The organism is Micromonospora sp. NPDC048839 (assembly GCF_040649915.1).
Lineage (GTDB): Bacteria > Actinomycetota > Actinomycetes > Mycobacteriales > Micromonosporaceae > Micromonospora.
Window position 1 is genome coordinate 1 of record NZ_JBEZGL010000001.1, and the last position, 20,319, is coordinate 20,319.

The following is a 20,319-nucleotide window of genomic DNA, read 5'->3' on the forward strand; positions in this document are numbered from 1 at the left end:
GGTGAATCTAACTCGCGTGCTCGCAGCAACAGTGAAGGGCCCATAACGCGGCTACCAGCGTCCGACTAACCCACGACCTCGTACGGACCAAGGAGATACGACGTCAGCGAGCGACCAACACGATTTTCAGCCCGGAACGGGCCGCATCGCCAGAGGCGACAGGGACTAACCCCACCCCACCCCCGACGCCTCGTTGATCATGAGGTTATTGCCCTCCGGTTCGGCGTGTCGTGGCGATAACCTCATGATCAACGCCGCGGAGGGCGCTGCGGAGGGGCCCTGCGGAGGGGGTCTGGGTGGGTGGTTTTTTGGGGGTTGGGCGCATGTTCTGCGGTGTGCGGGATAGAAGGCCACATGACCACCGAAGCCTCCGCCGCGCCGGTGCTGAATCGTCAGCAGATCCGGCTGCTCATGTTCGGCCTGATGACCGGCATGCTGTTGGCCGCACTCGACCAGACCATCGTCGGTACGGCCCTGCCGACAATCGTCGGGGAGTTGGGCGGGATCAACCACTACTCGTGGGTGGTCACCGCGTACCTGCTCGCCTCGACGGCGTCGACGCCGTTGTACGGCAAGATGGCCGACCTGTACGGACGCCGTCCGGTCTTCCTCTTCTCGATCGGCACGTTCCTGGTCGGGTCGCTGCTGGCCGGGCTGTCGCAGAACATGACCCAGTTGATCATCACCCGGGGCATCCAGGGCCTCGGCGCCGGCGGTCTGCTGACGCTCGCGTTCACCATCATCTCGGACGTGGTGTCACCCCGTGAGCGCGGGCGCTACCAGGGTCTCTTCGGTGCGGTCTTCGGGATCTCGTCGGTGGCCGGGCCGCTGGTCGGCGGGTACTTCGCGGAGACCGACTGGCGGTGGATCTTCTACATCAACGTGCCGCTGGCGATCCTGGCCATCGTGGTCTGCTACCACGTGATGCGGTTGATCCCGTTCGAACGACGGGACCACTCGATCGACTGGCTCGGTGCCGGGCTGTTGGTCGCCGGGGTGAGTTCGCTGCTGCTCGCGCTGAGCTGGGGTGGCAACGAGTACGCCTGGGGATCGGGTGTGATCATCACGCTGTTCGTCGTCGGTGCGGTGCTGGGGGTGCTCTTCGTCCTCCAGGAGGCCCGGGTGGCCGAGCCGATCCTGCCGCTGCGGCTGTTCCGCAGCGCCACCTTCGCCCTGGCCAACTCGGCGCTACTCGTCATCGGTCTGGTGATGTTCGGTTCGATCATCTTCATCCCGCTGTACCTGCAGATCGTCAAGGGCGCCTCGCCGACCCGCAGCGGTCTGCTGATGCTGCCGATGATGGCCGGCATCATCATCACCTCGATCCTTACCGGTCGCGCGATGACCCGGATCGGCCGGTACAAGTGGTTCCCGGTGGCCGGTTCGGTGACCCTGCTGGTCGGCATGTTCCTGTTCACCCGGCTGGAGGTCAGCACCTCCCTCTGGGTGGCGTTCGGGTTCATGGTGGTGATCGGCGTCGGTCTGGGTCTGTGTATGCAGTCGCTGATCCTGGCGGTGCAGAACGCGGTGTCCGTCCGCGACCTGGGCGCCGGTACGTCCTCGGCGACCTTCTTCCGGTCACTCGGTGGTTCGTTCGGGGTGGCGATCCTCGGCACGGTGCTCTCGTCCCGACTGGCCAGTGGGCTCGGCGACCGGCTGCCCGGCGCGATCGCGCAACTGCCGCCGCAGGAGCAGGCCGCCGTGGCGGCCAGTGGCGGCACCAACATCTCGATCAACGATCCGGCCACCATCCTGGCCCTGCCGGGGCCGGTACGCGCGGCCATCCAGGGCGCCTTCGTCGACGCGCTGGACATGGTCTTCCTGACCGCCGGCCTGATCGCCATCGTGGCGGTGGTGGTCACCCTGACGTTGCCCAACACGCAGCTGCGGGGTGCCGGCCCGCAGGGTGCCACCGGCGGTGCCGACCCGCTCGGCGGTGAGGCCCCGGCCCCGGGCGGCAAGCCGCTGACCCGCGAGTCCAAGGAGGAGGCCGCCGCCGACATGGAGGCCAAGTCCCAGACGATGATCTGACCGGTGCCTGCCGGCCAGTTCGGCCCGACCGCGGGCTGAGGCAACCGGCAGGCCACCGTGCTCGACTCGGGGTCAGTGAAGTCGGGGTGTCCGGGTGACAGGGATGCCCCGACTTCCGTGAGCCGGAGTCGATCTTGAGGGGCCGAAAGGGTCAGTTGGGGCGGCGGTAGACGCCGTACCACCAGGTTGCGGCCAACTCCCGGGCGGCCGCCGCGTCGGTCTCGGGGTCGGCCGAGGTGGCGCTGACGTGGTCGGCGAGGAAGCGGTCACCGCCGACCACGATCAACCGGCTCGCGGTCTCCGCGTCGATGCTCGCGGGGGTACGCCCGGCCTCCTGCTCGGCGCGCAGCGCCTGCGTGGTGCGGGTGACGAACTGCTCCAACCCCGCCGCCCAGTACTCCCGGACCACCTCGTCGTAGGCGGCGACCTCGCTGATCGCCGCCAGCACCGGGGCGTACGTCCGGTATATCCGGATCACGTCGGCGAAGATCTCGGTGAGCACCGCGAGCGGATCACCCGCACCGCCGGGGTTCCAGTCGCCGGTGCGGCCGAACGAGCTCTCCCGCATGGTGCCGGCGAGGCGCATGAGCAGCTCACTCTTGTCGCGGAAGTGGGTGTAGAAGGTCGACCGCGCCACCCCGGCCTCGGCGGCGATCCGCTGGACGCCGAGGTCGGTGAACCGAACCCCCTGTTGGAGCAGTCGCTCGGTGGCCGCCAGCACCCGTGCCTCGACGGCTGCTCGTCCGTCGGGGTTGCTCGGGCGGCGGCGGGTGATCGAGGGCATAGCCGGAATCCTAGGTGGCCAGGTCCTCGATCGGCGACGTACGCTCGTTGCCGGACACACTGTCCGACACTATGACCAGGGAGCGCCCGACCGTGGCCTCCGAACCGCGCACCACGAGGAGCGACACGTGAAGTACCGACTGCTGGGCACCACCGGGGTGTACGTCTCGGAGATCTCGCTCGGCGCGATGACCTTCGGCGGCAGCGGGCATCCGCTCTGGGGCACCCTCGGCGGCCTGGCGCTGCCCGAGGTGCAGCGGCTGGTGGACACCGCGCTGGACGCCGGGGTCAACTTCGTCGACACCGCCGACGGCTACAGCGACGGCGAGAGCGAGGAACTGCTCGGCAAGGCGCTCGGCAAGCGCCGTCGCGACGTGGTGCTGGCCACCAAGGTCCACTCCCGGACCGGCCCCGGCCCGAACGACGTCGGCACCTCCCGGCTGCACATCATGCAGAACCTGGAGGACAGCCTGCGGCGGCTCGGCACCGACCACATCGACCTGTACCAGATCCACAACTTCGACCAGGTCACTCCCATGGAGGAGATGCTGCGCGCGCTCGACGACGCGGTCCGGCAGGGCAAGGTCCGCTACATCGGCGCCGCGAACTTCGCGGCCTGGCAGCTGTCCAAGGCGCTGGGCATCTCCGCCCGGGAGAAGCTGGCCGGCTTCGTCTCGGTGCAGGAGTACTACTCCCTGCTGGGTCGCGACGTCGAGCGCGACGTGGTGCCGATGGCACTCGACGCGGGCATCGGGCTGACCGTGTGGAGCCCACTCGCCGGCGGTTTCCTCTCCGGCAAGGTCAGCCGGGACGGCGCCGTCGCCGACAGTGGCGCCCGTAGCGCCCAGCCCGGCTACGCCAGCTTCACACCGTTCGATCCTGACCTCGCCTTCGGCGTGGTCGACGTGCTCAAGGGCGTCGCCGCGCGGCACGAGGTCAGCCCGGCCCGGGTGGCGGTCGCCTGGCTGCTGTCCCGGCCGGCCGTGACAAGCGTGATCGTGGGGGCCCGCAAGCACGAGCAGTTGGTGGACAACATCGCCGCCTCGGATCTCACGCTCACCGCGCAGGACCTCACCGAGCTGGACGAGGTCACCAAGCTGCCGGTCGCGTACCCGAACTGGATCCAGGAGGGGTTCTTCGCCGGCCTCCGCCTGCCGCAGTGAGGCACGGCCCCGGGGTCGGTGACCCCGGGGCCGCCCCCTACTTGAGGATGAGCCGGTTGGTCTGTTCGAAGACGTCCAGGTCGGCAAGGGTTTCGGTGACCGAGGTGGAGAGCGGGGCGGGCAAGCGGTCGCGGGGGAAGAAGCCGGCGTCGGTGGTCTCGTCGGTGACCCGGGCGAGCTGCCCGTCCCACTCCTCCACCCGGAACGCCGTGGTGAAGACCTGGTAGGTGTGCCCGTACATGTTGGTGCTCGTCCGGTCCGGGCCGGTGTAGAGGGCGAACGCGCAGACCCGCAGCGCACGGAGCCCGGTCTCCTCGCGGACCTCGCGGACCGCGCAGTCGGCGATCGACTCGCCCAACTCCATCGCCCCGGCCGGCATGGCCCACTGGCCGTTGTCCGAGCGTTGGATCAGCAGGATGCGTCCGGCGTTGTCGCTGACCACGGCGCGGGCACCGACGAACATCAGCGTCCGATCCCCGGCGAGCGCGCGCAACTGCCCCACGTACGAGTCGGCCCAGGAAATGCTCACCTGCGACAATTTACGGGGGTTCCCAACGTGTGATCGCCGACACTAGCTTGTTACCCATGCGTAGCACGATGATGGACGCCCCTCTGCAGGTCTCCCGGATCCTCGATCACGGCGCAGGAGTGCACGGTTCTGCCGAGGTGGTCACCTGGACGGGCGCCGAGCCCCGCCGGATGACGTACGCCGAGGTGGGTCGCACCGCCGCCCGGCTGGCACACGCGCTGCGCGACGAGTGTGGGGTGACCGGCGACGAGCGGGTCGCCACCTTCATGTGGAACAACAACGAGCACCTGGTCGCCTACTTCGCGGTACCGAGCATGGGCGCGGTGCTGCACACGCTCAACATCCGGCTCTTTCCCGACCAGGTCGTCTACATCGCCAACCACGCCGAGGACCGGGTGGTGCTCGTCGACAGCACGCTCATCCCGCTGCTGGCCCGGGTGATCGGTGAGCTGACCACGGTGCGGCACGTCGTGGTGGTCGGCGGTGGTGACCCGGCGCCGCTGGTGGCGGCGGCCGGTGACCGGATCACCGTGCACCACTGGGACGCGCTGCTCGCCGACCGGCCCGAGGTGTACGACTGGCCCGAGGTGGACGAGCACGACGCCGCGGCGCTCTGCTACACCTCCGGCACCACCGGCAACCCGAAGGGCGTGGCCTACTCGCACCGCTCGATCTACCTGCACTCGTTGCAGGTCTGCATGCCGGAGGGCTTCGGTCTCGGGCCGACCGACCGGGAGTTGGCCATCGTGCCGATGTTCCACGCCATGTCGTGGGGTCTGCCCTACGCGGCCTTCCTCTCCGGCGCGTCGCTGATCATGCCGGACCGGTTTCTCCAGGCCGCGCCGATCGCCGAGATGATCGCCGCCGAGCGGCCCACCCTGGCCGGCGCGGTCCCGACCATCTGGACAGATCTGCTGGCCTACCTGGACGCCCACGACGTGGACACGTCCTCGCTCACCGAGGTGATCGTCGGCGGCTCGGCGTGCCCGCCGGCGCTGATGCACGCGTTCGACGAGCGGCACGGAATCGACGTCATCCACGCCTGGGGGATGACCGAGATGTCCCCGCTGGGGTCGGTCTCCCGTCCGCCGGCCGGTGCCACCGGCGAAGAGGCGTGGCGCTACCGCTACACGCAGGGGCGGGTGCCGGCGGGCGTGCAGGCGCGGATCGTCGGCCCGTCCGGCGACCCGATGCCCACCGACGGCACGGCCGTGGGCGAGCTGGAGGTCCGTGGGCCGTGGGTGACCGCCCGGTACGTCGGTGACGACGCCCCGGACGAGGAGAAGTTCCGCGACGGCTGGTTGCGCACCGGCGACGTGGGCACGCTCTCGCCGGACGGCTACATCAACCTGACCGACCGCGCCAAGGACGTGATCAAGTCCGGCGGTGAGTGGATTTCCTCGGTCGAGCTGGAGAACGCGCTGATGGGCCACCCGGCGGTGCTGGAGGCGTGCGTGGTGGGTGTGCCGGACGAGCGGTGGGACGAACGTCCGCTGGCCACCGTGGTGGTCCGGGAGGGCGCCGCGGTGACCGCCGAGGAGCTGCGGGACTTCCTGGCCGGCTCGGTGGCGCGCTGGCAGCTGCCGGAGCGCTGGGCGTTCATCGACACGGTGCCGAAGACCAGCGTGGGCAAGTTCGACAAGAAGGTCGTCCGTTCGCGGTACGCCGACGGCGAGCTGACTGTCCGGGAGCTGACAGCGCCGTAACGTTCCCCCCGGCACTGTCGCCGCACGGCGGGGAGTGCCACGCGACATTCCTCCGCAGGGGCGGCCCCGGCGTTCGCACCGCGCCGGGGCCGCCCGTTCCACGCGGGGTGACCCGCATAGTCATTGTTGCGAAACTTGTTCGCCTCTGTCCTGATGACGGGGAAATCAGGTGGTCAGCGGACCCGATCAGGCATCGCTCGTGGCGATGAGCACCTTGCCCACCGTCGAGTCCTCCACCGCCTGGTGCGCCGCAGCCGTCTCGGCCAGCGAGTAGCGGTGCAGCGGCAGGCCGGCGTCGGCACCGACCCGCAGACCGCCCTGGTTGGCCGCCGCCGCCACGTCCTTGACGCCCTGCGCCTTGGCCGCCTTCGGCTCGGTGTAGACAAGCACGAACTGCCACCTGGCGTTCGGCACCATCATCGCCCGGATCGGGATGCTCACCTCGTCGCCGCCGTCGTCGGCGTACATGCAGACCGCGCCGCCGTGCCGCAGCACCTGTGCGTCGATCGCGGCGTTGCGGGCAGGGGAGACCTCCACGATCGTGTGCACCCCGTCGGGAGCGATCTTGCGGACCTCCTTGACCACGTCCTGCTCCCGGTAGTTCACCACGTAGGAGGCACCGGCAGCCGCCGCGAGCTGTGCCTTCTCGGCGCTGCTCACCGTGGCGACCACCGTGGCGTCGGCCCAGCGGGCGAGCTGGATCGCGGCGTTGCCCACCGCGCCCGCCCCGCCCTGCACCAGCACCGTGTGGTCGGCCAGCGCACCGGCGCGCAGCGTGTCCGGCATGAACTCGCCGGCGGTCAGACAGCGGTGCGCGGTGAGGAACGGAATGCCCAGCGCGGCCCCCAGCTCGAACGGGGCGTCGCCGAGGCGTACCGCCTGCCGGACCGGCACCAGCGTGTATTCCGCCGCCGTGCCCCACGGCCGCTGCCAGGCGGCTTCCCAGATCCAGACGCGCTCACCGATCAGGTCCGGGTCGACACCCGCACCGACCGCCTCCACCACTCCCGCGCCGTCCTGCCCGGGAATCTGCCAACCCTTCGGCGCGAAGGAGCGCCGGGACTTCCAGTCGGTCGGGTTGACCCCCGACACCGCCATCCGGACCAGGACCTCGCCAGCCCCCGGTTCGGGCACCGGCCGATCGACCAGCTCCAGCACCGAAGGGTCGCCGGTCTGCTCGTACACGATCGCTTTCATCCGTGGTCTCTACCCCTCTCGACCGGTGTCAACCCAGGCTCTCCACCAGCTCCGGGGTCAGCTCCCCGATCGCCCCGAGCGTCACCGCGGCGAGCCGGGCGGCATCCGGGTCGAGCGGGTACGACAGGTGCGGCACGGCCACCACCCGCATCCCCGCCGCGGCGGCCGACCGCACCCCGTTCGACGAGTCCTCCACCGCCACACAGCGGGCCGGGTCGACGCCGAGGCGCTCAGCGACGCTCAGGTAGACGTCCGGTGCCGGCTTGCCGCGCTCGGTCTGCTCGGTGGAGAGCGTCGCCCCGAACGCGTCGGTCAGACCGGTGGCGGCCAGCGCCGCCTCGATCAGCCGGGTCGGCGACGAACTGGCCAACCCCAGCGGCCACCGTGCGGCCAACCGGCGGACGACCTGGTCGGCGCCGGCGATGAGGGGTACGTGGTCCCGGTAGCGTCGGGTCATCTCCTCGACCACCTCGGCGGCGACCTGCTCGGGGGTGCGGCCGACGCCCAGCTCGCCGCTGAGATAGTGGGCCCACTCGCCGGTGCTCATCCCCATCAGCCGACGTTGCGTGTCCGGCTGCCACGTCCCGCCGTGCGTCGCCACGTACGCCCGGCGGACCTCCTCCCACACCGGCTCGGAATCCACGATCACGCCGTCCAGGTCGAAGACCACCGCATCTGCCACGGGCCCATCCTGCCCGATCGGCGGGTGCCCGGTCAGCCCGGCAGCGCGGGCAGGGCGAGCGGGCTGCTCTCGGGGAGCAGGGTGTGGCCGGACCTGGCGATCGGCTCCAGCAACTCCCGGAGCCGGTCCGTGCCGTCCGGGCCGAGCGCCTGCCACGGGTGGGCAGCCGCCCGGTCGGTGGCGTCCTCGATGGCCTGGAACCCGTCCCGGGCGTGGTCGGTGGCCGCGCCGTCCCCGGTCAGCCAACCCCGCTCGGTGAGCCGCTTCCGGGCGGCGTGCCACTGCTCCTCGGACCAGCCCCGGCCCAGCAGGTACTGCGGCGACGAACCGTCCAGAGCGACCCGCCCGGTCAGCGTCTCCACCGGGTCCAGTCCGGCGGCCACCAGCGCCGCCACGTGCCCGTCTCCACGATGCTCACGAAGCGTGGTCGCGGCCTGCCAGAGCCGGGCCAGCGGATATTCCCCGACCGGCAGCGCCGCGTTGACCGCGCCGAGCACCCGGCCGGCGGTCTGCGCCGCCGAGGCGGCCCGCTCCAGCAGGTCGGCGGCCTCCGCCAGGTGCGACTCCGGCAGCTCGTAGGTCAGCTCGGCCAGCGCCTGCACGGCACCGGTCAGGCGGGCGCGCAGCGCCTCCGGCGGGGTGGCCAACCCCCACACCGCCGGCAGCGCGCGGGACACCATCGGCGGCGCGAAGGTGAAGAAGGCGGCGATCACCGGGGCCGCCTCGGCGGCGCCCAGCGGCGCGGCCCGGCCGGCGAAGTAACCGCGCCAGTAACCGCGCAGCCCAACCGCCTCGTACGCGGCGCGGGCCCGAGGGTGCAGGTAGGTGACCGCGTGCACCGGCTCGAAGTAGGCCCACATCGACCGGGCGGTCCGCCCAGGCTCGTCCAGCGCCGTCATCTGCACCTCCGCGTCGGAGTCCCGGATCACCCCGGACGGCGAACCGCCCGGGGTGAGGCCGAACCTACTGCCGCTGGGTGACGGGCCGGAAGCCCCATGTGAACAACTCCATCGCGCCCCGGCGACAACCGGGGCGATCCGGACGGGGTCACTGGGCGGCGAGCACGTCCACCACAAAGCGCAGCGGCCCCTCGGGAGCACCCTGCGCGGCGGCGTCCTTGCCGTACGCCAGCTCCATCGGGATGTCGAGCTGCACCCGACTGCCCACGGTCACGCCGACCAGGCCCTGATCCCAGCCGGGGATGACCCGGCCGACGCCGATCGGAAAGGTGGCCGGCTGCCCGCTGTTCCAGGACGAGTCGAACTCCTTGCCGTCCTTGTAGAGCACCCCCACGTAGTTCGTGGTGATGTTCTGGCCCTTCTGCACGGCCGGGCCGGACCCCTTGATCAGCGGGGTGACCGTGAGCTTCTTGAGCTCGCCCGTGCCCGGCTTCACCGTCGGCTTGCTGCCCAGCGCCGGGTCGGCGCCGGCCGGCAACTGCGGAGCGGGGGGCGCGGCGGCGTCGGGGCCGTCGGGGGCCGGGGCGGACGCGGACGGCGTCGCGTCGGCCTGGTTCTTGGGCTTGTCGTCGCCACCGCCGCCGATCGCCACGAAGACGGTGATCAGCACGCCGGCAACGGCGACGGCGGCGAGACCGCTGGCCCACGCGTTGCGCCTGCGCTTCCGGTCGGCAGCCTTCTTCGCCGCCAACTGGGCGGCCAGCCGGCGCCCCGACTTGGTCGCCGGGCTCTGGTCCTGGTCCGCCGGCCGGTTCTGCTGCGTCCGCTCGCTCACGTCGTCGACTCCCTGCTGCGAAGTGTGGCCGGCACCCGGTGCCGGGGGGAAAGCCGACGCACACGGTACCCGCACCACGGCCCACCGTGCCGGCCACGGACACCTCGGATCGCCCAGCGCGGCAGTTCCGGGCTCATCCCGGGCGGTTATCCCGGGATGACCATGAAGTCGGTCACGAACGAGGTGACCCGACCGTCGGCGGTACGCCCGATCCAGGTGCCGTAGCAGCCGTCGCCCCAACCGGTGGCCACGGTGACGACGTTGGCGCCGCTGGCCTCGTCCAGGACGGCGTTGATCAGCCTCGGGACCGGGGACGTGGGCAGCTCGCCGGAGAGGAAGACCTGCTCGACCCGGTCGTAGTCCCAGCTTTCCAGCACACCGAGCGCGGTCGGGTCGGCGAGGGTGCCGACACCGGCGTCCACCCCGTACCCGAAGTAGTCGTCCGCGCCGAGCGTGGACACGTCCTGGTCGCCGGCGACGGCCGGCTCCCACCGGGTCGTCGGCTCGGCGGAGACGACCAACTCCAGTGCGGCCACCCGCCGGTCGACCTCGGCGTCCTCCCGGAGCACCACGGCCACCCAGGCACGGGCGGCATACCGCCCCGGCGGCACGACCACCGTGAACGGCTCGGCGTCCGGGCAGACCAGCGGGTCGCACCCGACCACCTGGCCGGTGGGCAGCGCCACGTCGTCCACCGGGTGGACCTCGATCAGGTACGCGCCGTGCTGGTCGGTGAAGCGGGCGCCGGGCGTCAACAACCGGTCCAGGTCAGGGGTGTACGGCATGGGGGCTCCTCCGGTGGCCAGCGGCCGGCGGAGCGTACCCGGCCCGCCGGACATCGCCGTCGCTGCCGTACCGGTCAGGCGCTCTTGCGGGGTGCGGTCTTGCGGGCGGTCGTCTTCTTCGCCGGCTCGGTCTTCTTCGCGGCGGTCTTCTTGGCCGGCTCGGCCTTCTTCGCGGCGGTCTTCTTCGCCGGCTCCGTCTTCTTCGCCGCGGTCTTCTTCGCGGGGGCCTTGGCGGCCTTCTTCTCCGCCGCCTTCTGCGCCGACCGGGCCGACGAGATGGGTGTCGGCTCGCCACCGCCACCGCCACCACGGGCGGGTTGCTCGCCACGGGCCGCCTTGGCCCGCTCCACCGAGGCCTTCAACGCGGCCATCAGGTCCACCGCCGCGGCCGGGGCCTCCTCGGCCTCCTCCGGCTGGACGACCTCCCGACCCTCCACCTTGGCGTCGATGACCTCCTGCAACGCGGCCCGGTAGTCGTCGGTGAAGACGTCCGGCTCGAACTCGCCGGTCATCGAGTCGATCAGGGAACTGGCCATCGCCAACTCCGGTGGGCGCACCTTGAGGTCCTCGTCGAGGAAACCGAAGTCCGGGGTACGGATCTCGTCCGGCCAGAGCATGGTGTTGAGCAGCAGCACACCCTCGCGGACCCGCAGGGTGGCGAGCTGCTCCCGCTGGCGCAGCGCCACCTTGACGATGGCCACCCGCTCCGAGTCGATGAGCGCGTCGCGCAGCAACACGTACGGCTTGGTGGCCGTGCCCTCCGGCTCCAGGAAGTACGCCTTGTTGTAGAGGATCGGGTCGACCTGCTCGGCCGGCACGAACTCCAACACGTCGATCGCGCGGGAGCTGGTCAGCGGCAGGTCGGCGAAGTCCTCGTCGGTGAGGATCACCATCTCGCCGCCGCCGATGTCGTAGCCCTTGGCGATGTCGTCGTAGGTGACCTCCTCGCCGCAGACCGAGCAGGTGCGCTTGTAGCGGATCCGGCCACCGTCCTCACGGTGCACCTGGTGGAACCGAATGTCCTTCTCCTCGGTGGCCGAGTAGAGCTTCACCCCGATCGAGACGAGCCCGAACGACACGGCTCCCTTCCAGATGGCACGCATCCTGCGCTCCCTTCCCCGGTATCGACCATGCTCGCATCCCGATGAACCGGACGCGAGGTGTTCGGCCTGCTACTACAGTCGGGTCGTGCCCGGCGCGCCGCTCAAGCCGATGCTCGCGATGACCGGGCCGCTCCCGGCGGGTGACGGCTGGGCGTACGAGTTCAAGTGGGACGGGGTTCGCGCGCTCGCCGACATCTCCGGCGGCGACCAGCACCTGTACGCCCGCTCCGGCGTGGAGATCACCGCCGCGTACCCCGAGCTGGCCACCCTTGGAGAGCAGGTCGACGACGTGCTGCTCGACGGCGAGGTGGTGCTGCTCGGTCAGGGCGGGCAGCCGTCGTTCACCGCGTTGGCCGAGCGGATGCACGTCCGGGACCGGGCCAAGGCGGCCCGGTTGGCGGCGGTCATGCCGGTGACGTACATGATCTTCGACCTGCTGCGGCTGAACGGCGACGACCTGACCGGCTGGCCGTACGAGCACCGCCGGGAGGCGCTGGACGCGCTCGCGCTCGGTGGTCTCCGGTGGGCGGTGCCGCCGATGTTCGCCGACGGGCCGGCCACCTACGAGGCGGCCGGTGAGCACGGCCTGGAGGGAGTGATGGCCAAGCGGGTCGGTGCCGTCTACCGCCCGGGGGTGCGCTCGCCGGACTGGGTGAAGGTCAAGCTGGAGGTGACCGGCGACTTCGTCATCGGCGGCTGGCGACCGGGCGCGCGTCGGATCGGCGGGCTGCTGGTCGGGGTGCCCGGTCCGGACGGCCGGCTGATCTACCGGGGTCGGGTCGGCGGTGGGATCGGGGCGGCCATCGAGCGACAACTCCTCGCCGAGTTGGAGCCGTTGCGCTCCGGCGTGTCACCGTTCGCGCCGGGTGTGCCGCGCGAGGATGCCCGGGGTGCCATCTGGGTAGAACCTCGGGTGGTGGTGGAGGTGAAGTACGGCCAGCGCACCCCGGACGGCCGGCTGCGCTTTCCCCGGGTGCTGCGGTTGCGCCCGGACAAGCCGCCGGAGGAGGTCGACGATGCCGGCTGAGCGGCTACGGGTGGACGTCGAGGGCCGCCCGCTGGAGCTTTCCAACCTGGACAAGGTGCTCTACCCGGCGGCCGGTTTCACAAAGGGTGAGGTGATCGACTACTACACCCGCATCTCTCCGGTGCTGCTGCCGCACCTGCGGGACCGGCCGGTGACCCGGATCCGCTTTCCCAACGGCGTCGACGACAAGTCGTTCTTCGAGAAGAACACGCCGGCCGCCACCCCGGACTGGGTGCGGGTGGAAAATCTGCCCGCGCCCGGGTCGACGAAGGGCCGGGAGACCATCGACTACGTGGTCGCCGACGACCTGCCCACCCTGGTGTGGCTGGCCAACCTGGCCGCGTTGGAGCTGCACACGCCGCAGTGGAAGGTCGGCCAACACCCGGACATGATGGTCGTCGACCTGGACCCGGGGCCGCCGGCCGGGCTCGCCGAGTGTTGTCCGGTGGCGGTGCTGATGCGCGACCGGCTCGCCGACGACGGCATCGAGTCGTACCCGAAGACGTCCGGCAAGAAGGGCATGCAGCTCTGCTGCCCGATCGCGGGCACCCAGCCCTCCGACGACGTCTCCGCCTACGCCCGGCGGATCGCCCAGGAGTTGGAGCAGGCCCACCCGAAGCTGATCGTGTCGAAGATGGCGAAGAACCTGCGCCCCGGCAAGGTCTTCATCGACTGGAGTCAGAACAACGCGGCGAAGACCACTGTCGCGCCGTACTCGCTGCGGGCCCAGTCGGTGCCGTCGGTGTCGACGCCGCTGACCTGGGACGAGGTCGAGGCCGGCGCCCGCGGCCGCAAGCCGGCCGTCCGCCAGTTCACCGCCGCCGAGGTCCTGGCCCGGGTCGAGGAGTACGACGACCTGCTCGCCCCCCTGCTCGACGGAGGCCCGGAACTGCCGGCCATCAGCCGGTCGAGCTAGCGCGGACCGAGGCCCCGGGAGGACGGGTTTGAACGGGTCGTGACAGTTGTTCTTGTCCGGTACCGTCCGAGCCGCAACTCCTAACAACCGGGGGAACCCTTGACCAAGTCCTTCACTTCCCGCCGCGTGCTGGCCTGGACCGCGCCCGTGGCGCTGGCGCTGACCGCGCTCGCCCCGGCCCTGCCGGCCCAGGCCGCGGCGAAGCCCACGCCCACCGTCACCGCCGGTCCGGTCGACAAGGACCTCAACGGTGACGGCGTCGCGGACCTGGTCGCCGTCGGCGGCCCAGGCACTCGCCTCGCCTCCGGCGTCTGGTCGGCGCTCGGCCTGAAGTCTCGCAAGACCGGCGTCGGCACCGGCAAAGTGCAGACTCCGGCCACCAACATCGGCCTACTCGGCAATGGTGTCACCGGAAACGCGTCCGGAGCGGACTTCGACGGCGCCCAGGTCATCACCGGTCGCTTCACCGGCACCGAACGCCAGGACTTCCTCTATTACTACCCGACCGGCAACTCCGCCGGTACCGGCGGCGTCCTCCGCGGTGCCGGAGACGGCACGATGCCCAGCCCCTACAACAACCAGTTCTCCATTCCGTACGAGTTTCTGGCAGACGCCAACGGCAACAGCCCTCTGCAACTCGCGAACGCGTTCCAAGCTGACGGCGTCGACACCGGCATCCCGGATCTGTTCGGCATCGCCGGCGACGCCACCAACGGCTACCGGCTCGGCTACCACCCCAACTTCCACGCGCCGGGCCTCTACTTCGGTGTCACCGGCCTGACCAACCCCACGCCGACCGGCGCGGCCGACTGGCAGAACTGGACCATCGCCAGCACCGAGACCGCCTCGGGGGTGGCTCTCATCCTGCGTAACGCCGGCACCGGGCACCTGTACCTGTGGACCGGGGTCACCATGGTCGACAACGGTGACGGCACCGGCACGTTGACGCACACCCAGTACCGGGTGGCGACGAACTGGAACACCGGCGTCGCGATCAGCGCGCTGCAGGCCGCCGACATCAACGCCGACGGCACCCCGGACCTGTGGACGGTGCTGCCGAACGGCACCTACCGGGCGTACCTGATCTCCGGTTTGTCCAGCAGTGGCACCGCGACGGTCACCGCCACCCGCGCCCGGCGGCTTGCCTAACCTCCAGGAGTGCCCTGCCCGGCGTTTCGATCGGTGTCGGCGACCTCGTGCTGGCAAAGAAGGAGGCCCGGCGTCCACGTGGGTGGACGCCGGGCCAAGGTGACTTCTCCGAGCGTTGCCGGTCAGCGGTGTCCGAAGACCTTCCGGCTGGAGCCGAGCCGCAGGAGTACCGTCTCGCCGGTGGCGTCCTGCACCCCGTCGTTGTCGGTGATCGCGTACACCTCGCCGTTGCCGGCGACGGTCAGGCCCTCCAGCTTCTCCTGGGTCCAGCCGTTCGTGGCGCGCAGCGCGGGCAGCACGTCGACGGCGAGCGTCTTCGGCAGCACGGTCAGCGGGCCGGACGCCGCCGCGCCCGGCAGCGGCACCGTGTAGATCCGCTTGACCCTGGCGGCCGGCCCGTTCAGCTTGTCCCGCTCGACGACCGCGAGCCGGTCGCCGACCACGGTGATCTCGGAGAGGCCCATCCAGTCACCGGGCACGCTGGTGGCGCCCAACCGGTAGCCGTACCAACTCCAGGTGCCCGCGTTGACGTCGTAGCGGCCCAGCCGGACGATCCCGGCCGGGTCGGTGCTCAGCTCCCGCTGCACGGCCACCCAGACGACCTCCCGGCCCTGCCGGTCGGTGGTCGCGGTGACCCCCTCCAGGCCCTGCTTGCCCAGGCCGGCGGCGACCTCGGCGGGCAGCGCGACGGTCTGCCGGGTCACCCCGGCGGCGTCGAGCCGGACCAGCTTGTTCTCCGCGCCCTTGGCGCCCTCGACGGCGAGCCAGAAGCCGCCCTGCGGGCGGGCGAAGATGCCCTCCGCGTCGTACCCGACCGGGGCGCCGGCCGTGTCCCGCACCGGCAGCGCGCCGGTGATCAGGGCCGGCGTCCGCTTCGCGTCGATGGTGAGGATGCGGGTCTGGCTGTACGCCGCGTCGGTGACGCTGTAGAGCTGGTCCCGCTTGCCCGGTACCGCGCTCAGCGCTCCGAGCGCGCCCCAACCGATCGGGGTGCCGGTGCGGTCCGCGCCGGAGACGATGCTCGGGAACTCCGGGGTGCCCTTGCCGAGTTGGAAGAGCGACACCGAGGCGCGGACGTTGACCGAGGCGTCGTCCTCCTCACTGGAGACCGCGAGCAGCCCGCGTGACGGGATGGGCAGCAGCCCCTCCGGCCCGTTGGTGGTCGGCAGCACCTGCTTGAACACCGGCCGGACGGGGTTGCCCAGGTCGTAGACGGCGACGAAGTTGCTTCGCTCCGAGCCGACGAACGCGTACCGCACGCCGTCGTACTCGGCGACGGCCACGCCCTCCGGCTCGGTGCCCTTCTTGCCGGCCCGGTCCTCGTTGTGCAGCCCGTAGGTGACGGCGAGCCGCTCGAAGGTGTTGCCGGCGTCCCAGGCGACCCGGCCACTACGGCTGTCGAAGATCGTCCAGCCGCGGGTGCCGCCGTGCCAGTCACCCTCGTTGGCCGTGGCCAGGTAACGGTCGTCGACCCAGGCCACCGCGTCCGGCTCGCGGGGGACGTCGGTGATGCTGCCGGTCAGGTCGATGACACCGTCCTTCCTGGTGTCGATCCCGTTGATGGTGGCGGTGCCAGCACTGAACACCGTGGTGATCCGACCGGTGGGCAGGTCGATGAGGGCGACACCGTTGTTCTCCTGGAGCGTCACGGCCAACTGGTTGCGGCTGTTGATCGAGACGTACTCCGGCTCCGGGTCGGTCGGCGCGGCGAGACCGGCCTGGACCAGGGCGGGCAGCGCGCTCCCGTCGGCGCCGGTAAGCGCGACCGGGCGCAGCCGCCAACCGGCCGGGGACTTCCCGGTCAGGTCGACGATCTGCACGAAACCGGCGGGCGCTTGGGGCAGGTCGCCCTCCGCACCGCCGGGCGGGGTGGCCTCCTCGTCGCGCTCGTTCTCGATGGCGATCGCGGCGTACCGCTTGTCCTTGCTGATCGCGATCGAGTCGGGTTGACCACCGAGGTCGAAGCTGGCCACCCGCTCGCGGCTGGCCAGCTCGATCACGTCGAGGCGGCCGGTCGGCTCGGTGTAGTTGGCGCTGGTGTTCACCACCACCAGCACGTATCGACCGACCACGGCGACCGAGGTGGGCTCGTCCTCGGCGTTGCCGAGCTGCGCCAGGGAGAGCGTGCCGAGGCCGCGCGGCCGGTCGGCGCGGGAGATGTCCAGGAAGCCGATGCGCCGGGCCAGCGCGTCGGTGTGGATGAGTGTGCGGCCGTCCTCGCTGACCGCCGAGATCTCGGCGACCGTCGGGGTCGCCGGGTCCTCCCCGGCCGGGCGGTTCTGGAACACCGGGTACGTGGCGACCCGGTCGAAGGCGAGCGACGGGTGGTGGTGTCCGCCGGCCGACGCGGGGGTGGCCCCGGTCAGGCTGGCGGCGGCGACACCGGCTGCGGTGAGCGCGGCGACTGCATTTCTGAGAGTCAAGGACTTCCTCCGTTAGGTCGTACCCGCACGGAGGCTGACAGTTGTTGGGGAGCGTCAGCTTGCGCCGACATGAACAGTCGGCGAAGCCCGTCGCAGCCGCCACCAGGCACCGCCGAACAGGGTGACCGTGACGACGGTGACCGCGATGTCGCCGGCCAGGGCCGCCGCCGGAGAGGCCGGGGAGTACGGCGGCACCACGTACGCGAACGCGGCGGCCATGACCAGGCCCGCGCTACCGGCGACGAGTACGTGCCGCTGCCCCCAACCGCTGAGCGACGACAGGTAGGCGATCAACCCTCCGGCGGTGGCCGCGAGCGCCAGTGCGATCGCCATCCCCGGCCAGCCGGGCGACAGGTCGGAGCCGAGGCGGACGAGGACGACAGGCAGACCCACCCAGAGCGGATGCGGCGCCCGGCGGGTCCGGCGCGGGTGGTGGCGGCGCCAGCGGGGCAGCAGCGCGGCTCCGACGAGCGCGAGGACCACCGCGGCGGTGGAGGCCAGTTGGAGTGGGCTGGCCAGGAAACCCTTGTCCTGGTAGATGTTGGAGAAGATGAACAGACTGCCGAGCAGGTAGATCAGGCCGACGACGAGGAGACCGGGTCGGCCCAGCCACGGCCGGAGCCGGCGGTCCGGCCCGAGGAACGACTCGATCAGCACGATCGGCGCGCAGATCGTCAGCACGATGTGGTTGCCCACGTAGTCGAGGGCCTGCCGGAGGCTGAATTCGAGCCCCGGCACCAGCGTCGCCTCGGCGGCGGCCCGGGTGTCGGCGTACTGGGTGTCGTCGAGGAAGTCGGGATTGAACAGCGACTGGTCGACCAGCCCGGCCTGGAGTACGCCGAACGCGGCGGCGAGCAGCACGATCGTCGGCCAGCTCGCGCCGAGGTGCCGAGCGGTCTCCCGGATCAGGATCGCCGCGCCGCCGTACATCGGACCCAGGAAGATCAGCACCGGGAGGAAGTCGTCGATGGCGAAGCCGCCCCAGGAGCACTCCGCCGCCCAGGGTGCGAGCAGCAGCAACGCGATCACCGGCAGGAGCCGCCGGCGCAGCGGCAGCCGGTCGGCGGTGGCGGGGCGGTCAAGGGCGACGGGGCGGTCGGCGCTAGCAGGCCGGTCGGCGGTGGCAGGCCGGTCGGCGGTGGCAGGGCGGTCGGCGGTGGCAGGGCGGTCGGCGGTGGCGGGGCCGTCGACGGGGTCGGGTCCGGTGGGCACGGGCGCTCCTCGGCGTTTCGGGGGTCACCTGCACCGTGCGCCGGCCACCCGGTCACCCGATACGGCCATCGGCCGACGACCGGCGCGACCAAAGTCGTTGAGTAGGGTGGTGCCGACGTCGCACTCGGGGAGCGTGGGAATGCAACCAACCGTCACGGCCGAAGCCGAGTACCCGCTGCTCAGTTACCGCGACGAGGCGACCGGCGAGCGTGTCGACCTCACCGCACAGCAGATCGGCTCCTGGGCGGCGCGCAGCGCGAGCCTGCTGCGCGACGGCTGCGGTCTCGGCCCCGGCAGCCGCGTGGCGGTGCTGCTGCCGCCGCACTGGCGTACCGCCGCGGTGTTGTTGGGCGCGTGGGCGTCGGGCCTGGCGGTGTCGTTCCGACCGCGCGCCACCGCGGGCCTGCCCGTGCTCGAACCGGGCGGCGACCGGCCGTTCGACGCGGTCCTGGTGACGCCGGAGCGGCAGGACGACTGGCTGGAGGACGTCCCGGACGCACCGCACCGCTACCTCGTCGGCACCGGCCCGGGGCGGTTGGCCGACGTGCCGCTGGGTTGGTTGGACTGGTCCGCCGAGGTGCTTCGCCACGGCGAGGCAACGCCCGAGCACGCCGCCATCCGCCAGTCGGACCCGGCCACCGCGGACGGCACCACCTATGGCCAGTGGGGCGCGATCGCCCAGGAGTACGCGAAGATGCTGGGCCTACGCGCCGGTGATCGTCTGCTGGTCGACGCCGCCGAGCACGAGGAGCCGTTGAAGTGGCTGCTCGCGCCACTCTCGGCTGGCGCGTCCGTGGTGATCAGCGCCAACCTCGACCCGACGCGACGGGACGCCATCGTCGCCGCCGAGCGGGCGACGCGCATCCTCTGATCAACTCGGCTTTCATGAAACCGGGGCATCGACCTGTCCCGGACGCCGCGACTTCCTGAAAACCGAGTCGATCAGGGCCGCGTCACCCGTCCGGTGGAGGCGGTCAGTTCCGCCCGCTCTCACGTTTTTCCTGCTCCTACGCTTCGCCGAAGGCACGCGCGTGGTCAGTGCGCCGGCCACTGTGCACGTTGGCGGAGGAGACATGGCGTCACGGCGTACCCGTCGGGGTTGTGGTTTCGGTGGTGGCCGGCGGCCTGTTCGCCCTCGGGGTGGTCGCGCCGGGTCCGGCAGCGGCGCCGCTGCCCCGCGTGGCCCAGGCCGACGGCTCCACCGCCCCCGACCCGCGCGAGCCGCGCCCGCCGCTGCTCCCCGCCGACTTCCAGGGCACCGGCCGGTACGTCGTGCGGGACCTCGGCATCGACGTGCCATTCAGCTGGCAGGGCCGCAACGGCAACAGTCAGATGATCGCCGGCGGACCGGAACACCCGATCTGGTTCACCAACCTGATCTACGAGAACACCCTCTACACACTCACCTACAGGTGGCCGAACATCCCGCTCTTCCCGCCCCGCGCCTGTAGCAAGGTTCCGGGGTTCTTCAACCGGCAGATCTTCAACGACAAGCTGAAGACCGCGCGGTACGTGGGGCCGGAGGTCCTGCAGGGTGACCAGGACCGGCACGTCGACCACTGGCGGGTCGGTGTGGTCGGGGGATCCACCGTGCCGGGGGAGTTCTTCCGGTTCCCGCTCGCGCTCGGCGACATCTACGTCGACCAGCGGGACCCGACCCGCTGGTGGCAGGTGTTGCAGTTCGGCCTGCAGAACCTCTTCGACCCGGAGTTGGACGAGTGGTTCACGATGGACACCTTCGACCACCGCCCCGGCGAGGTCATCCTCCCCGACCGCTGCCCACCACCCACGTCGTAACGCTCCAGCGGTCCCGCGCCCTCGCCCTTGATCGACTCGGCTTTCTTGAAAGCGGGGCATCAACCTCTTCCGGATGCCCCGA

Annotated in this window: 18 protein-coding genes; 8 read left to right on the forward strand and 10 right to left on the reverse strand. The window is 71.2% G+C overall.

The genetic code is table 11. The features are described from left to right. Positions 1 to 354 precede the first annotated feature (354 nt). The gene (locus AB0C25_RS00005; protein WP_357368116.1) at positions 355 to 2,031 is read left to right on the forward strand and encodes an MDR family MFS transporter; all 1,677 of its coding nucleotides are present in this window, start codon (positions 355 to 357) and stop codon (positions 2,029 to 2,031) included. A gap of 151 nt (positions 2,032 to 2,182) precedes the next feature. On the opposite strand, the gene AB0C25_RS00010 is transcribed toward AB0C25_RS00005, so the two are convergent. Beyond that, on the reverse strand, positions 2,183 to 2,815 hold the full coding sequence (locus tag AB0C25_RS00010) for a TetR/AcrR family transcriptional regulator (protein WP_357368117.1): 633 nt from the start codon (positions 2,813 to 2,815) through the stop codon (positions 2,183 to 2,185). Between the two features lie 127 nt (positions 2,816 to 2,942). On the opposite strand from AB0C25_RS00010, the gene AB0C25_RS00015 reads away from it, so the two are divergent. Further along, a complete protein-coding gene (locus AB0C25_RS00015; RefSeq protein ID WP_357368118.1) occupies positions 2,943 to 3,977 on the forward strand; it encodes an aldo/keto reductase in 1,035 nt (344 codons plus the stop codon). 37 nt (positions 3,978 to 4,014) lie between these two features. Here the strand turns inward: AB0C25_RS00015 and AB0C25_RS00020 are convergent, their stop codons facing one another. Then, entirely contained in the window at positions 4,015 to 4,506 is a 492-nt protein-coding gene (locus AB0C25_RS00020) for an NUDIX domain-containing protein (RefSeq protein ID WP_357368119.1), read from the reverse strand. 71 nt (positions 4,507 to 4,577) lie between these two features. On the opposite strand from AB0C25_RS00020, the gene AB0C25_RS00025 reads away from it, so the two are divergent. Next, positions 4,578 to 6,212 carry a fatty acid--CoA ligase gene (locus tag AB0C25_RS00025; protein WP_357368994.1) on the forward strand — a complete coding sequence of 545 codons (1,635 nt, stop codon included), beginning with the start codon at positions 4,578 to 4,580 and terminating at the stop codon, positions 6,210 to 6,212. Between the two features lie 186 nt (positions 6,213 to 6,398). Here the strand turns inward: AB0C25_RS00025 and AB0C25_RS00030 are convergent, their stop codons facing one another. The 6 genes from AB0C25_RS00030 to AB0C25_RS00055 form a co-directional block, all read right to left on the reverse strand. Beyond that, entirely contained in the window at positions 6,399 to 7,409 is a 1,011-nt protein-coding gene (locus tag AB0C25_RS00030; protein WP_357368120.1) for an NADPH:quinone reductase, read from the reverse strand. 28 nt (positions 7,410 to 7,437) lie between these two features. Next, the gene (locus AB0C25_RS00035; protein ID WP_357368121.1) at positions 7,438 to 8,091 is read right to left on the reverse strand and encodes an HAD family phosphatase; all 654 of its coding nucleotides are present in this window, start codon (positions 8,089 to 8,091) and stop codon (positions 7,438 to 7,440) included. Between the two features lie 32 nt (positions 8,092 to 8,123). Beyond that, complete coding sequence (locus tag AB0C25_RS00040; protein ID WP_357368996.1) at positions 8,124 to 8,951, reverse strand: hypothetical protein; 828 nt, start codon at positions 8,949 to 8,951, stop codon at positions 8,124 to 8,126. A 187-nt stretch (positions 8,952 to 9,138) separates the two neighbouring features. Then, positions 9,139 to 9,825, reverse strand: coding sequence for an FKBP-type peptidyl-prolyl cis-trans isomerase (locus AB0C25_RS00045; protein WP_357368122.1), 687 nt, complete (start codon positions 9,823 to 9,825; stop codon positions 9,139 to 9,141). 146 nt (positions 9,826 to 9,971) lie between these two features. Continuing rightward, complete coding sequence (locus AB0C25_RS00050; protein WP_357368123.1) at positions 9,972 to 10,610, reverse strand: DUF4241 domain-containing protein; 639 nt, start codon at positions 10,608 to 10,610, stop codon at positions 9,972 to 9,974. Between the two features lie 74 nt (positions 10,611 to 10,684). After that, positions 10,685 to 11,713 carry a Ku protein gene (locus AB0C25_RS00055; RefSeq protein ID WP_357368124.1) on the reverse strand — a complete coding sequence of 343 codons (1,029 nt, stop codon included), beginning with the start codon at positions 11,711 to 11,713 and terminating at the stop codon, positions 10,685 to 10,687. 85 nt (positions 11,714 to 11,798) lie between these two features. Between AB0C25_RS00055 and ligD (AB0C25_RS00060) the strand changes: the two genes are divergently transcribed. The 3 genes from ligD (AB0C25_RS00060) (at position 11,799) to AB0C25_RS00070 (ending at position 14,805) form a co-directional block, all read left to right on the forward strand. Beyond that, positions 11,799 to 12,740: a non-homologous end-joining DNA ligase gene (gene ligD / locus AB0C25_RS00060; protein ID WP_357368125.1), complete on the forward strand. Its 942-nt coding sequence runs from the start codon at positions 11,799 to 11,801 to the stop codon at positions 12,738 to 12,740. After that, a complete protein-coding gene (gene ligD, locus AB0C25_RS00065) occupies positions 12,730 to 13,656 on the forward strand; it encodes a non-homologous end-joining DNA ligase (RefSeq protein WP_357368126.1) in 927 nt (308 codons plus the stop codon). Before ligD (AB0C25_RS00060) ends, ligD (AB0C25_RS00065) begins: the two co-directional genes overlap by 11 nt. A 99-nt stretch (positions 13,657 to 13,755) precedes the next feature. Continuing rightward, entirely contained in the window at positions 13,756 to 14,805 is a 1,050-nt protein-coding gene (locus AB0C25_RS00070) for a hypothetical protein (RefSeq protein ID WP_357368127.1), read from the forward strand. 122 nt (positions 14,806 to 14,927) lie between these two features. On the opposite strand, the gene AB0C25_RS00075 is transcribed toward AB0C25_RS00070, so the two are convergent. Together AB0C25_RS00075 and AB0C25_RS00080 are read right to left on the reverse strand one after the other, a co-directional pair. Beyond that, positions 14,928 to 17,228 (reverse strand): esterase-like activity of phytase family protein, encoded by a 2,301-nt coding sequence (locus tag AB0C25_RS00075; protein ID WP_357368128.1) that lies wholly within the window; start codon positions 17,226 to 17,228, stop codon positions 14,928 to 14,930. 54 nt (positions 17,229 to 17,282) lie between these two features. Next, positions 17,283 to 18,440 carry a hypothetical protein gene (locus AB0C25_RS00080; RefSeq protein WP_357368129.1) on the reverse strand — a complete coding sequence of 386 codons (1,158 nt, stop codon included), beginning with the start codon at positions 18,438 to 18,440 and terminating at the stop codon, positions 17,283 to 17,285. A gap of 139 nt (positions 18,441 to 18,579) precedes the next feature. On the opposite strand from AB0C25_RS00080, the gene AB0C25_RS00085 reads away from it, so the two are divergent. Both AB0C25_RS00085 and AB0C25_RS00090 read left to right on the forward strand, forming a co-directional pair. Further along, positions 18,580 to 19,311: a TIGR03089 family protein gene (locus AB0C25_RS00085; protein WP_357368130.1), complete on the forward strand. Its 732-nt coding sequence runs from the start codon at positions 18,580 to 18,582 to the stop codon at positions 19,309 to 19,311. Between the two features lie 230 nt (positions 19,312 to 19,541). Next, on the forward strand, positions 19,542 to 20,237 hold the full coding sequence (locus AB0C25_RS00090; RefSeq protein WP_357368131.1) for a hypothetical protein: 696 nt from the start codon (positions 19,542 to 19,544) through the stop codon (positions 20,235 to 20,237). Positions 20,238 to 20,319 lie beyond the last annotated feature (82 nt).